Below are 12,975 nucleotides of genomic sequence, written 5' to 3' on the forward strand. Positions count from 1 at the left end.
TTCCACATAAATGAAGTATGTATCTCATTGATTTGCTTAATAAATTCCTCAGAGGGCTCCTTTATTTGTTCAACATCATAACTTATTGTGTCAGTCGTTTTTTTAACTGATTAAACATTATAGATTCTTAAATTTTTCACAAATGTTAAAAACATAATAACTATCCGTGTTTCAAGTAAAAGTTTTCTTTGCTCATCAGAATTAGTAGGCATATTTTCTCCTATTTACTATACTTAACATACAATAATTTTAACTAATATTTTCACAATTGTCAAATTTAGGCGTCCATTTTTCTTAAAGTTCAAAGTACACAACAAAAACTTTACAGAGTGCAAGTAGTAAAATTCTTGACAGTTTTAATTTATTAACGCATAATATATGTATATTAATAGTCAGCGGTAGCTCAAAATGTACAATATATTTGGTTATTTCAAAAGTAACAATAGTTCTAACGCACAAAGTAGCAGACTAGATGGAGAAAGTTATCAATGCACCACAAGAGATTATGTGACAATTTACTTTAATAACACACTAGCCAGTTTAGATAGATCATGGAGAGAATTTAAAGAAAAAGCGTATGGATTTGTGTATGATATCGGAGCTTGGTTGAAAGAAACATATGAAAACCTCACTGAACGACTTGCAATGCATAACCACTATATCCCGCAAGAAGAATCTCCCGTTAAAGTCAAAGAGATAATTGGAAAAAGAGAAGTGGAGGAACTAAATTGCACGTATAGACCATTCAAAACTCCACCCATCAATCCAATAAGTAGAAGTCCTGGTGCCAATGACTCAAATCAAGTTGTTATTACTCAGCATATACCAATTACTCAGGTAAGATAGATACAAAATTCTACGCTTAAATGTTTAGTACTTGAGTGAGTTGACTGTTATGTTCAATAAGACCTTTACAATATTTAGATCATAGGTTTAACTTTACGAAGTTAGTAATCTATAGGGCTTCAATGAACGATTATCTCTCACTGCTAAACCCAGAGCAAGAATTAGCTGTAACTAACGTAAATGGGCCAGTTTTGATACTAGCAGGAGCCGGAACGGGAAAAACAAGAACGATTACTTCAAGAATAGCACACATAATTAGAAATGGTCACGCTTATTCTGATGAGATATTAGCAGTGACATTTACAAATAAAGCAGCAAATGAGATGGTATCAAGGGTACTTGAGCTAACGGGCACAAACATACCATGGCTTGGCACTTTTCACGCAATTGCAGCAAAAATTTTACGTTATCATGCTGAAATTGTGGGCTTAAATTCCAATTTCACAATCATTGGTGTGGATGATCAATTACAAGTAATAAAAAATATCATGAGTGAAATAAGCTCTGATAGCTTATCAGAAAAATGTAAGACCATTATGAATACCATCCAGCAATGGAAAGAGAAGTGTTTATTGCCGTCTGAAGTAGAAGATGTTCAATCATTTAGGCCACTATACGTGACTGCACTCAAAGTCTATCACCAATATCAAGAAAGGTTGAAATTCCTTAACTCTGTCGATTTTGGTGACTTATTGTTATATAACATACAACTTTTTAATCAAGAGAATGAGATTCTGTCCTACTACCAAAACAAGTTTAAATATATCATGGTAGATGAATATCAAGATACAAATGCAATACAATATCTTTGGCTAAAATACCTTGCAAAAGAGCACTCAAATATTTGTTGTGTAGGAGATGACGATCAATCGATATATAGTTGGCGTGGTGCAGAAATTGAAAATATTTTGAAATTTTCCGATGATTTTAAAAATGCAAAAACCATTAAACTGGGGTGTAACTACAGGTCAACATCCCATATACTTGCAACTGCGTCATATGTTATCAATCACAATAAGACTCGTTTAGAAAAAAAATTGTGGACAATAAACGTTGAAGGGGAAAAGGTAAATCTAATAAAATTATGGGACGGAAAAGCTGAAGCAAGATTCATAAGCGAACAGATATTAAAGCTCAATAAATACAGATTTAGTGACATTGCAGTGCTGGTCAGGGCCACTTTTCAAACTAGAGTTCTCGAAGAGTATTTTATAAAATATTCAATTCCCTATAAGATTATAAGTGGCGTAAAATTCTACGAACGTCAGGAAGTTAGGGACATAATCGCATATTTAAGACTTATTACAAACAATAATGATGACTTAGCTTTTGAAAGGATCGTAAATCGGCCAAAGAGAAGCATAGGAGCTACAACTCTAAAGAAAATATACACGACTGCTCAGGATAACAAAATTTCTTTTTTTGAGGCAGCAAAAATATTAGTTAATAGTGATCAAGTAACCGAAAGAATTAAACTCTCACTAAATGATTTTTTAAATAAAATTAAAGCTTGGGAAGAAATGGTAAGCGTTAAACCGCTTTGCGAATTTGTAAAAACTATAGCAAATCAATCAGGGTATATTGAAATGCTTGAAGATGAAGGAATAACAGGTTTAGCACGAATAGAAAATGTCAAAGAGCTCATCTCATCTTTAAAGAATTTCGATAATGCCACAACTTTTTTAGAGCACATCAGCCTGGTGATGGAAGTAGATAACATGAATAGCGATGACACTGTATATGTTATGACTCTTCATGCAGCTAAAGGGCTTGAATTCCCGTGTGTGTTTTTACCTGGTTGGGAAGAAGGATTATTCCCTCATCAAAGATCTTTTGAGGATAAAAGCGGTAAAGCTTTAGAGGAAGAGAGAAGACTTGCATATGTTGGAATAACCAGAGCCAAAGAAAGGTTAATCATTTCATGTGCAGATAGGAGGGAAATTAATAATCAGTGGCAACCAATGCGCACTTCTCGATTTATTAAAGAACTGCCAAGAGAAAATGTTGAGGTGATCAAGAGTAACGCCTGCTGTTGAAGCACAGCTGTACGAACATTGTTTACAAGGAGAGTGTAATCCACTTGGATTGTTGTAAACTTGCCTTTTCTTGATTTTTTGATTTATCTTGTCTACCTATTTTGCCACTTTGCTGAACGGATACCAAATTACTTCAACTATATATTCCTTCTGGCAAAAATTCTCTAATGGTCTTAAATAAAATTTTCAGTGAATGATTATCAGACATGTTGTGTTCTGCTGATTTTATTAAGTGTACTTCAACGTCTGTTGATTTGATTTTTTCAGCTAAATTTAATGAAACTTGATAAGGAACATCTTTATCATTAATGCTATGCAGCAAGCGCACAGGACAATTTATATCTATTGTTTCTTTGTTTAAAAGAAGGTTCTTTCTGCCATCTTCAATCAAATTTTTAGTTATTTTGTATGTACAATGCCCTGAAGTAAAATCTATTACACCTTTAGAGACCAGCTCTTCTTTTTGTTTATCTGACAATTGCTTAAATATTAAATCTTCAGTGAAGTCAGGAGCAGACGATATGCCGATTAATGCTGCAATTTTTTCTGGAAATTGAAGGGCAGTGAGCAACATCAGCCATCCTCCCATACTTGAACCTATAATTATTTGTTTGTTGCTAGTTAATTCGCTTATCACTTTAGCACAATTTTTTTGCCAATCACTTATTGTATAATTAGTGAAGTCACCGCTTGAATTACCATGGCCAAGATAATCAAAGAGCACAAGTGCTACGTCACTTTCTTGGCAAAATTTGTAAATGGCAGTTGCTTTAGTTCCATCCATATTGGATGCAAATCCACAAAAAAAAACTATAGAAGCTTTCTTTCCTTGTAGCTTTCGATATGCTATATGACCATTACTTCCATCAAGTAATTTACAATAACCCATACTACTTTGGCAAAGCAACCGGACTATCACTTAATTGGCGTAAATAACTGACTAGATCTGCAATCTCTTTTGAGTTGGAAATGCCTGCAAATGCCATACGTGTACCTTTTATGTAGGCTTTTGGATTTTTTAAAAAAGCAAATAGCTCATCATACCCCCATTTTCCACCTTTTTCAAGTAGTGCTTTTGAATAATTGAATGAGCTGCCAAGATGGGCCTTTTTATTTCCAACCACGTTCCATAAGTTTGGTCCTACTTTATTCATTCCACCTTTCTCAAAACTATGGCAAGCTATACATTTTTTTGCTGCTGATTTACCTTTTTCAAAGCTAGCGTTCTGCATGAGTGCTCCAATATCAAGTGCCACTTGTTCAATTTTTTGCTGAAGCTCATTGCTGGCTGCTACTATTGTTTGGTGCTCTATTTTAGAATCCTCTGGGTTGTAGAGCATATCAACTACATTACTCACCATCATAATTATTAATCCAGAAAGTAAAATCGATGCTGCAATCTTATTAAGCTCCATAGTTAATTTTTATCAAGTAATGTTACTTAAATTATGCAAATATTTTTGCAAACAGCAAACAATTACCTTAATTTCACCAAAGATAGAAATTTCTACTACTTAGTCAATAGATACCCAAGCTTTTTACTGAATTTCTGTTGTTGAACCCGCGCGGATTAAAAACAAGTTTTGAGTCGAAAAGAACCTTAACACCATAATAATAAGACTGGAGGAATTTGTCAAGGAGCTACTGTTATAATGTTCGTTTGCTTGACCTAAGATTCAGGAGCATTTAAACTGAACTTTATGCAATACTAAAAATGATAGGAAATCTAAGCGGAATAGTTGATGAAGTGTGCAGCGATCACATAATCCTGAATGTGAATGGTATTGGCCACATAGTATACCTTTCAGCCAAAACTTTAAGTGCTTGTTCAATCGGAAATAGAGTAAAATTACTTATCGACACTTATGCAAATGGCAGAGAAAACGTTGCTCAGCTATATGGTTTTATAAGTAAAGAAGAACAGCAGTGTCTGCGTTTACTAGTTAAAGTGAGCGGTGTTAGCTATAAAACCGCAATGTCAATTTTGAGTAAACTAACTCCAGAACAGCTGTTTTTGGCAATTATGAATGAGGATAAACTAGCACTTAAGGTGAGTGGACTTGGCCCGAAGCTCATAAATCGAATTATCACTGAGCTGAGTGGCAAAGTAAGTAAATTAGAGATAAATAACAATAATTTTCATCCAATTAGTGAAGATGCCCTTTCAGCTCTGATCAATCTTGGATATGAAAGAACAAAAGCTTATAATATGATAAAAAAAATAGAGGATGAATCACAAAACTTGGACACTAGAGATATTATTCGTATGGCGCTTAAAACACTATGAAATCAATATCATGTAGTAAGGAATATTCTGAAGATGTACGCAATTTAAATATCAGGCCTGAGCAACTTGATGATTTTGTCGGGCAAAAAGACTTAATACAAAATTTAAAAGTGTTTATAAACGCTGCACAGACGAGAGCTGAAGCCTTGGATCACGTATTACTCTATGGTCCTCCAGGGCTTGGCAAAACAACTTTAGCACAAATTGTCTCTAAGGAGTTAAGGGTTAGCTTTCGTGCAACTTCTGGTCCGTTGCTCAGTAAAGCTGGGGACTTAGCTGCAGTACTCACTACTTTAAATGCAAAAGATGTCTTATTTATCGACGAAATCCATAGATTAAACCGCAGCATTGAAGAAGTTTTATATACTGCTATGGAAGACTTTTGCCTGGATATATTAGTAGGTGAGGGCCCATCTACACGCACTTTAAGAATAGATTTACCACCATTTACACTGATTGGGGCAACAACGCGGCTTGGACTGCTTTCTGCACCGCTTAGGGATCGTTTTGGCATCCCTTTGCATCTTGAGTTTTATTCTTTCGAGGAACTGGTTGATATTATAAAAAGAGGTGCAAGAGTTCTTTCTGCTGAAATTGAAGAAGATGCTACACGGGAAATTGCCTGCCGTGCGCGTGGTACTCCAAGAATTGCTTTGAGATTACTCAGAAGAATAAGGGATTTTGTTGAAGTAAAAGATGATAAAAAAATTACCTGTGAAATTGCCGGCTCTGCACTATCAAAATTGGGCATAGATAAAATGGGACTAAATAAATTAGATATGGATTATCTGAGATTTTTGTTTAACACCTCAGGACCTATTGGAGTTGACACTATATCTATTGCGCTATCTGAAGATGTTGGCAATATTGAGGAAACAGTAGAACCTTATTTAATCAAAATCAGCTTTGTAAAGCGCACACCAAGAGGACGTGTTTTAACTGATCAAGCGAAGGAATACCTCAGCATCAATTCAGGCATATGTTAGCATGTCAATATACTCTTGGATTATTGACATAATAAATATTATAATGTTCTCTTGTTGTATGTTTTGCAGGTGTTGTGTGGGCAAATAAGAATACTAGAGTATAGTAAAGATGTTCTTGAAAGATTATGTAATGTATGCTAAGCTACATATAGCATAAGTTAAAAATGTCAATAATTTTATTGATATTTTAAGATTAATATTTATTAAATATTTGATGCTGTAAAATTGAGTTTTATGTAGGGGTAAAATGGTCAAAAGTTTTCTAAGTAGCTACGAAAACAGTAATTCAATTGAGGGAGAAAAAATGATGGAAAATTTTTCAAGTAATAACGGAAACGACGATAGTTCAATCTTCATTAGTCGAATTAGGGAGCAAGATCTCTCTGCAGAGCAGAAGATCAATGAATTAAAAGGATTCATAGAGGAGCTTGCCAGAAAAGCTGAGCTCAAGAGAATAGAGCTTGAGCGTCAGGCTGCGAGTTACGTTGATGAAACATTGTCTCAAGTAGAGCTACAGATAAAAAACGATGAGGATTACTTTGCTGGTGATAATCAAGGAGCATTTGCAAATTTCTTTGAATCCCTCTTTAATCTTTTTGAAGTAAATGTAGACCCGAAAGTTTACAAAATGCTCAAAGAGAAGAAAGAGAAAAATCTGCTTCTTTCAATAATCAAGTTTTTGCGTGATAAGCTTAAGGAGTTAATCAAAAAGATCTTCAAAAACAATTTAGATTTAAGTTGGGACAAGAGGCTAGACAAAGAGATAAAAGAATTGCAGGAGAAATTACTCAGTGGTGGGTTATCTCCTGAGGAAGAAATAGCAATACTAGAACGTTTGCAAGCATTGCAAAATTTAAAGTTGAAGCTTCAAACTTTCCTTGTTGGCTCTGTTATTGCAATGTTTACAGAAATTTTTGCAGTTGATTTAGCAGCAGTAGTAGGGCAAGATGCAATCGAGAAAAAGGAAGACAAAAAAGCGGAAAAAACAAAAGAAAAAGAAGTTTGTCAAGAAGTAGAAATAAAAGTGAATGAAATCGCACCAGTTCACCTCTTTGACTTTTCATCCAAAGTTCCAATGCCAATCACTCTGAATAAGCAAGAACGTGCTCTTTTACCTGTAGAAAAATTAGTGGACACTTCACCTAAATTTGTTATAAACCACAAAAATAGTGAAATACAAAAACAGGAAAAAGTGAGTAAAAAAGAAGACAAAACTGAAAAACCAAAGGTAGCTGTGTGCCCACCTGCTCCAGAAAAAGAGCAAAAGATACCAAGGAGGAGAGTTAAAAGACAACGAGGTGGTGATTTTATGAAAGCAGAGGTAAGAAAATCTTCTACACGCAATCGTTCAATGAATAATCAGCAAAAGTCTAATGCTCCTGTGGAGCGGCCAGAAGGATTAACTAATATAAAAGTTGAGAATCATACTTCTTCAGTTAGCAAAGAGAGATCGTAATGGTTCTCTCTTTTTTTGTCATTCAAGTAGCCCCTTCGTTGTCATCCCAGTACTGGGATCCATTTTTTTCTTCTGGATTCCAGCGTCACGCGCTGGAATGACACCGTTTTGAATGGAAATCAGTGCGTAATGCACCAAAAGGGTGTTAGCCCCTTTGATCAGCGCGTGACATTAGAATCTAGAAAGTTTATATTAACAGGTTGTCATTCCAGTGCGTGACACTGGAATCCAGTTAAATTCAGGAATATAAAAGTAATGTTAAAATACAACATTTTCTAATGATTATGGTAAAAGTTAGATTCCAGTGTCAAGCACTGGAATGACACCGTCTTGAATGGGAGCCAGTGCCAAGAATTGATCGTTTATTATGTGCCATATTGCAATGTTCGTACAGTTGTGACTTAAGTCCATAAGGAAAGGTGTCATCCCAGTGCTTGACACTGGGATCTAGGAAAAAAGAAGAGTGGATGCCAATGTCAGCTACTTTCATGACATCTTTCTTGGTCTGTTTGATTACAATATTCATAAAATTGTGTACTCAAATACCGTCATCCAGATACAATTTCATCATATAAATCTTTCCATTCTTGATTTGTTTTTTCAATTAAGTTTATTTTCCATTTTCTCTGCCAACTTTTCAGGAGTTTTTCTCTACTAATTGCTAAATTTATGTCTTGAAATTCTTCAAAATAGACTAGTTTACAAACATTGTACTTTGACGTGAAACCAGAGATGGCTTTGCTTTTGTGTTCCCAAATTCGTTTAGTCAAATTTGATGTTATACCTGTATATAGGGTTCCATTGCGTTCACTTGCAAGTATATAAATATAATAACTTTTCATATACAGTAAATAAGTTTACTATATCCCAGTGTCAAGCACTGGGATGACACCGTCTTGAATGGAAATCAGTGCGTAATGTACCAAAGGGGTGTTAGCCCCTTCGATCAGCGTGTGACACTGGAATCCAGAAAGTTTATATTAACAGGTTGTCATCCCAGTACTTCCTCTCTATGTCATTCAAGTAGCCCCTCCGTTGTCATCCCAGTGCTTGACACTGGATATAAAAATGGCAAATAAAATTTATGCTAGAAAATATAAAAAAACTGCTTGTGCTGATAATTTATTTTTAATATACTGATTACATAATATTTTAATTGAGAGGTTTATATGGATAGTAATAATGATCCAAACAAAAAAGCACCTGATTCAGAGAGAACAAGGATTGAGAAAAAATACTTAGATCTAAAGAGAATGGATAATTTTAGCGAGAGAATTAAGCGTGAGGAAGAACAAATGAAACAAAATCAATCCAGTAGTGATAAGAGTGGTCAGGGCAGTAGTAGGGGTAGTAAGTAATTATATTAATTTAATTAGGGAGGTAGTGTTATGCCTAATACAAGTGAAATAAATCAAGAATTAGTAAAAGCGTTTAATAGTATTCTTCGTTTTAGTGATGCTGTTGTTACTAATTGTACTGTAGAAGTAAAAAGTGTGAAGCGAAGTCTTTTCCCTTCTAAGGAAAATCATATTGTTCTCTCATTTGATAAAAATATGGATATTAATCAGCGCAAGAAGTACTTGAGCAATATGAAAGAAAAAGTAATAGAAAGATTTTGTCCAGATGAAACTATTCTTGATGATTGTTTTTATACAAAATTTTTTCCTTTTAACTTTGATCAAGTGAATTTGACTAAAGATAATAAACTTTTGGTGCCAATGGGTAAAAAGGTGGTTTCTAATCTAAAGTTTTTGCTAGCTAATGAACTTGCGCGATATGCAACCTCTACTATTATAAAGGAAGAGGATTTGAATCTAGATGATGTAGATGATAATATAGTCGATGAAGTCTTTGATAAGGGATCTTATCTATATGGTGCGGAATGTCATAAAAAAAGTTTGCAAGATTCTTTTGTAGAATTTCTTTCATCGAGGATAATAGATTATGAAAATGGTCCTAAAAAAACTAAGGATTTTTTACAAGAGAAGGGAAATTATGTGTATATAAAGAAAAGCGTTTTTGATAATCCTGAGCTTATTAAAGACATAGTAAAGGATGAAGTATCCGTGATATGTCGTTGTTTTCAAGTTCCAAGTGCCGAGAATAAAATGAATGAGACTCTGAAGTTCGCAGTGGTTGATTTAATTCGTAAGGCACTTCCGCACTTACCCATTAATTCTATGTGGCATACCTCCCATAAAGAAAGTAAAGATGAGTTTTCAATTTTAGCTCCTATTGTTGATTGTGGTAATTATATAGAGTTTTTGAATGAGAAAGAAATTAACCATATTAATAATGAGGTGTTTGGTGGTAAAGAAGTGTTGCGTGATTTAAAAAATGATATTGCAGAAAGAGGTCTGCCAACGTATGGTGTCAGACAAATATATGCAATAGATTTTGCTAACCCAGACATTGCTTACTGTGTGATGGATAAGATCATAGAGAGCTCTGTAATCAACAAAGATCATCAGCTATCCATTGATCCTGCGCGTGTGCCAAAATTGTCACCACCACTTGATTCTCCTCTACCAAAAACGCTACCTCAAGAAAGAGAAGATAGAGATAGTGGTATTGAGACTACACCTCCGAAACCTAAGGGTTCTGCTGCATGTTCTTCAAGTGATAGTTCACCTGAGAAAGACTCTACTTCACTTATTAAAAGATTTTCAATGAAACGTCAATCTCCAAAACGTAAGCAACCAGAATCTACAGATATATCAGACGGAATGAAAAAAAATAATAGAGATAGTGGTGGTGTTCATTTTTTAGAATCCTCTGGCAAATCATGTCCTTCGCCCGATTCAAAACTTGAATCATCTACTACAGAATCGCGTGCACGTGTACCAGTTGGTGAAAGAGATTTTTCAGAATAAATTTACTTAAGTAGGGTCAAAGTTTTGGCCCTACTGCTTCTGTAGTAGAAAAATTCTAAAGAAGTTACAAAAAAATTATGAATGAAATTTTACTTGCCAAGGTAGAGCTGCCTTGGCCTACAAATCTTGGTTTCTTTATCGTTTATCATTTCATACCACTGAGCAACCCAGCCAGTGGTTCTTGCAAGTGCAAAAATAGGTGTAAACATACTTGAAGGGATACCGATAGCATTCATTATTATACCTGAGTAAAAATCAACATTTGGATATAACTTACGTACGATGAAATATTCATCCTTTAAAGCTATTTCTTCAAGTTTTTTTGCAATTTTAAGTAGTTCATTATTTTGCTCTAATTTACTTAGAATCTCATAACAAGCATCCTTTAATATACGCGCGCGCGGATCGTAACTTTTATAAACACGATGTCCAAATCCCATTAGTTTAAATGGATCTTTATCATCTTTAGCTTTTTCAATAAATCTATCTACATCTCCACTTTGCTCTATCTCCTTCAGCATATTTATAACTGCCTCATTAGCTCCACCATGTGCTGGACCCCAAAGTGTAGCAATTCCTGCAGAAAGGCTTGCAAATAGATTAGAACCAGCTGACCCTACTAATCTGACAGTTGCCGTAGAAGCATTCTGTTCATGATCGGCATGGAGAGTAAATATTTTATCCAGAGCTTGTGCAAAAAGGGTGTTATCAACAGCATCACCAAACATCATCTTTAAGAAATTTTCACTATAGCTCAATTCATTATTGGCATTTATGAATTTCTGACCATTGATATGCCTGTATATCATTGCAACAACTGCAGGAACTTGTGCTATTGCAGAAATTCCAAAATCCAAATCTTCACCATTGATATTGTTGCCATGCTTTTCATGGTAAGATGCTGACAAATTTGCAAGACATGCAATTAAAATCGACATAGGGTGAGCAGTTCTTGGAAATGCTTTGATTACATTTGTAACTTGCTCTGATACTTTGGATGATTCTTGTATTTTTAGAAGAAATTTTTTGTGTTGCTCTGAATTGGGTAATTCACCATAGAGTAATAAATAAACCACAGCAGTAAAACTATTATTCTCTGCCAAATCAGCTATATCATGTCCCCTATATTTAAGAACTCCTTCATCTCCATCAATAAATGTAATCGAAGAAGAACATGAAGCTGTGGAAACAAACCCCGGATCATAAGTGAATAATCCTGTCGTCTTATATAAATCCTTGATATTCAACACGTCAGGACCTATTGTTCCACTTAATATGGGTAGCTCAATTTTTAATCCATTACTTAGTTCTAATAATGCTTTTTTATCCATCACTCAAGCTACTTAAATTTTATACAGAATATACAAACTGAAGAGTATATATTAATCCGATTAACTTTAAATTAACCATATTATGCTGTCATCAATGCTTTTACTTTTGCATTTAAGCGACTTATTTTACGCGCAGCAGTATTTCTATGAAGAACACCTTTACTCACACACTTGTGTAAATTAGATTCAGCATCCCGAAATGCTAAGACAACATTCTCTTTATCACCAGACTTGATTACATCGACCAATTTTCTAATAGCAGTGCGAGTTTTACTTTTCCGCATCTTATTTATTAAAGTGCGTTTTGCTATTACCTTTATCATTTTTTTAGCACTCTTATGATTTGCCATATATTAATACCTGTACTTTTCTTTTAATTATAAAGTTTTTTTGTTAATTTGCAATATCAGTTTTTTCTGCAATTAATCCACTGCTTCTCTCTTCAATAATTTTTTCTAAACTTTGCAAGAATTCATTTTTGTTTAACCCAGGATATATTGGGGGCAATATTTCTATTACTGCCTTTCCGGGATTTTTTCTCAGAGAAAGTATGCTTTTTGGCCAAAACAAACCAGTGTTTAAAGCAACCGGTAACACGGGAACAGATAATACGCTATATAAAGCAGCAATACCTGGTTGATATTTTATATTTTGGTTTATAGTTGTTCTTGTACCTTCAGGAAATATTATTATGCTTCTATTTTCTTTTATATGCATTTTTGCTAGTTTAATTATATGGCGTATAGAACTGATACCATCTGAACGGTTAATAAAAATCATTTTCAGCGCTATAAGATGTAAACCAATGAATGGAATCCATTTCAATTCACGTTTTAAAATAAAAACCGCTTTTCTAAATAGTAGTATAAAAATAAATGTTTCAAATGGAGATTGGTGTTTAGATGCAATGATAAAAGGTTGCTGAGGAATGTTTTCCATTCCCCTCACTTCATATTTAATGCCACATAATAAACGCAGCGTGAATAATACAACCTTCACCGAACAGACGAGAAAAATGGTTATTACACACTCAGAAAAGAAAATTACAGGGAGAGTAATTAAAGTATAGAATACTTCCCATAATATAAGGAATAAGTTAAACAATAAACTTGCAATCACAAACTCACATAAATTTATTTAAATTTAACTTTATTACAAGT

General features: G+C 34.2%; 14 protein-coding genes. 7 read left to right on the plus strand and 7 right to left on the minus strand.

Features of this window, described 5'->3' with window-relative positions:
* Positions 1 to 408 precede the first annotated feature (408 nt).
* Both ABLO99_RS06505 and ABLO99_RS06510 read left to right on the plus strand, forming a co-directional pair.
* A complete protein-coding gene (locus ABLO99_RS06505) occupies positions 409 to 846 on the plus strand; it encodes a hypothetical protein (protein WP_349967293.1) in 438 nt (145 codons plus the stop codon).
* Positions 847 to 968: 122 nt separating this feature from the next.
* Entirely contained in the window at positions 969 to 2,882 is a 1,914-nt protein-coding gene (locus ABLO99_RS06510; protein WP_349967296.1) for an ATP-dependent helicase, read from the plus strand.
* A 133-nt stretch (positions 2,883 to 3,015) separates the two neighbouring features.
* Here the strand turns inward: ABLO99_RS06510 and ABLO99_RS06515 are convergent, their stop codons facing one another.
* Both ABLO99_RS06515 and ABLO99_RS06520 read right to left on the minus strand, forming a co-directional pair.
* Positions 3,016 to 3,771, minus strand: a complete 756-nt coding sequence (locus ABLO99_RS06515) for an alpha/beta hydrolase (RefSeq protein ID WP_047759462.1) — start codon at positions 3,769 to 3,771, stop codon at positions 3,016 to 3,018.
* Between the two features lies 1 nt (position 3,772).
* On the minus strand, positions 3,773 to 4,297 hold the full coding sequence (locus ABLO99_RS06520) for a c-type cytochrome (protein WP_047759461.1): 525 nt from the start codon (positions 4,295 to 4,297) through the stop codon (positions 3,773 to 3,775).
* Between the two features lie 299 nt (positions 4,298 to 4,596).
* On the opposite strand from ABLO99_RS06520, the gene ruvA reads away from it, so the two are divergent.
* The 3 genes from ruvA to ABLO99_RS06535 all read left to right on the plus strand — a co-directional run bounded on the left by ruvA (position 4,597) and on the right by ABLO99_RS06535 (position 7,611).
* Complete coding sequence (gene ruvA, locus ABLO99_RS06525) at positions 4,597 to 5,169, plus strand: Holliday junction branch migration protein RuvA (RefSeq protein WP_349967299.1); 573 nt, start codon at positions 4,597 to 4,599, stop codon at positions 5,167 to 5,169.
* The gene (ruvB, locus tag ABLO99_RS06530; RefSeq protein ID WP_349967301.1) at positions 5,166 to 6,155 is read left to right on the plus strand and encodes a Holliday junction branch migration DNA helicase RuvB; all 990 of its coding nucleotides are present in this window, start codon (positions 5,166 to 5,168) and stop codon (positions 6,153 to 6,155) included. The genes ruvA and ruvB overlap by 4 nt, the downstream gene beginning before the upstream one ends.
* 247 nt (positions 6,156 to 6,402) lie before the next feature.
* Entirely contained in the window at positions 6,403 to 7,611 is a 1,209-nt protein-coding gene (locus ABLO99_RS06535) for a hypothetical protein (protein ID WP_349967303.1), read from the plus strand.
* 294 nt (positions 7,612 to 7,905) lie between these two features.
* On the opposite strand, the gene ABLO99_RS06540 is transcribed toward ABLO99_RS06535, so the two are convergent.
* Together ABLO99_RS06540 and ABLO99_RS06545 are read right to left on the minus strand one after the other, a co-directional pair.
* A complete protein-coding gene (locus ABLO99_RS06540; protein ID WP_349967304.1) occupies positions 7,906 to 8,052 on the minus strand; it encodes a hypothetical protein in 147 nt (48 codons plus the stop codon).
* 107 nt (positions 8,053 to 8,159) lie between these two features.
* A complete protein-coding gene (locus ABLO99_RS06545; RefSeq protein ID WP_349967306.1) occupies positions 8,160 to 8,453 on the minus strand; it encodes a GIY-YIG nuclease family protein in 294 nt (97 codons plus the stop codon).
* Between the two features lie 327 nt (positions 8,454 to 8,780).
* On the opposite strand from ABLO99_RS06545, the gene ABLO99_RS06550 reads away from it, so the two are divergent.
* Entirely contained in the window at positions 8,781 to 8,969 is a 189-nt protein-coding gene (locus tag ABLO99_RS06550) for a hypothetical protein (RefSeq protein ID WP_349967308.1), read from the plus strand.
* 30 nt (positions 8,970 to 8,999) lie between these two features.
* Entirely contained in the window at positions 9,000 to 10,484 is a 1,485-nt protein-coding gene (locus tag ABLO99_RS06555) for a hypothetical protein (protein WP_349967310.1), read from the plus strand.
* An 89-nt stretch (positions 10,485 to 10,573) separates the two neighbouring features.
* Here the strand turns inward: ABLO99_RS06555 and ABLO99_RS06560 are convergent, their stop codons facing one another.
* From ABLO99_RS06560 to ABLO99_RS06570, 3 genes are all read right to left on the minus strand, one after another.
* Positions 10,574 to 11,815 carry a citrate synthase gene (locus ABLO99_RS06560; protein WP_349967312.1) on the minus strand — a complete coding sequence of 414 codons (1,242 nt, stop codon included), beginning with the start codon at positions 11,813 to 11,815 and terminating at the stop codon, positions 10,574 to 10,576.
* An 80-nt stretch (positions 11,816 to 11,895) separates the two neighbouring features.
* Positions 11,896 to 12,165, minus strand: a complete 270-nt coding sequence (gene rpsT / locus ABLO99_RS06565) for a 30S ribosomal protein S20 (RefSeq protein WP_047759454.1) — start codon at positions 12,163 to 12,165, stop codon at positions 11,896 to 11,898.
* A gap of 43 nt (positions 12,166 to 12,208) precedes the next feature.
* Positions 12,209 to 12,934, minus strand: coding sequence for a lysophospholipid acyltransferase family protein (locus ABLO99_RS06570; protein WP_047759453.1), 726 nt, complete (start codon positions 12,932 to 12,934; stop codon positions 12,209 to 12,211).
* Positions 12,935 to 12,975: the final 41 nt, after the last annotated feature.

Origin of the sequence: Wolbachia endosymbiont of Armadillidium arcangelii (assembly GCF_040207875.1) — a bacterium.
Classification (GTDB): Bacteria; Pseudomonadota; Alphaproteobacteria; order Rickettsiales; family Anaplasmataceae; genus Wolbachia.

Excerpts from the sequence above, each read along its gene's own strand:
- ABLO99_RS06505 (WP_349967293.1), top strand. The coding sequence starts at position 409 with ATGTACAATATATTTGGTTATTTCAAAAGTAACAATAGTTCTAACGCA.
- ABLO99_RS06510 (WP_349967296.1), top strand. The coding sequence starts at position 969 with ATGAACGATTATCTCTCACTGCTAAACCCAGAGCAAGAATTAGCTGTA.
- ABLO99_RS06515 (WP_047759462.1), bottom strand. The coding sequence starts at position 3,771 with ATGGGTTATTGTAAATTACTTGATGGAAGTAATGGTCATATAGCATAT.
- ABLO99_RS06520 (WP_047759461.1), bottom strand. The coding sequence starts at position 4,297 with ATGGAGCTTAATAAGATTGCAGCATCGATTTTACTTTCTGGATTAATA.
- ruvA (WP_349967299.1), top strand. The coding sequence starts at position 4,597 with ATGATAGGAAATCTAAGCGGAATAGTTGATGAAGTGTGCAGCGATCAC.
- ruvB (WP_349967301.1), top strand. The coding sequence starts at position 5,166 with ATGAAATCAATATCATGTAGTAAGGAATATTCTGAAGATGTACGCAAT.
- ABLO99_RS06535 (WP_349967303.1), top strand. The coding sequence starts at position 6,403 with ATGGTCAAAAGTTTTCTAAGTAGCTACGAAAACAGTAATTCAATTGAG.
- ABLO99_RS06545 (WP_349967306.1), bottom strand. The coding sequence starts at position 8,453 with ATGAAAAGTTATTATATTTATATACTTGCAAGTGAACGCAATGGAACC.
- ABLO99_RS06550 (WP_349967308.1), top strand. The coding sequence starts at position 8,781 with ATGGATAGTAATAATGATCCAAACAAAAAAGCACCTGATTCAGAGAGA.
- ABLO99_RS06555 (WP_349967310.1), top strand. The coding sequence starts at position 9,000 with ATGCCTAATACAAGTGAAATAAATCAAGAATTAGTAAAAGCGTTTAAT.
- ABLO99_RS06560 (WP_349967312.1), bottom strand. The coding sequence starts at position 11,815 with ATGGATAAAAAAGCATTATTAGAACTAAGTAATGGATTAAAAATTGAG.
- rpsT (WP_047759454.1), bottom strand. The coding sequence starts at position 12,165 with ATGGCAAATCATAAGAGTGCTAAAAAAATGATAAAGGTAATAGCAAAA.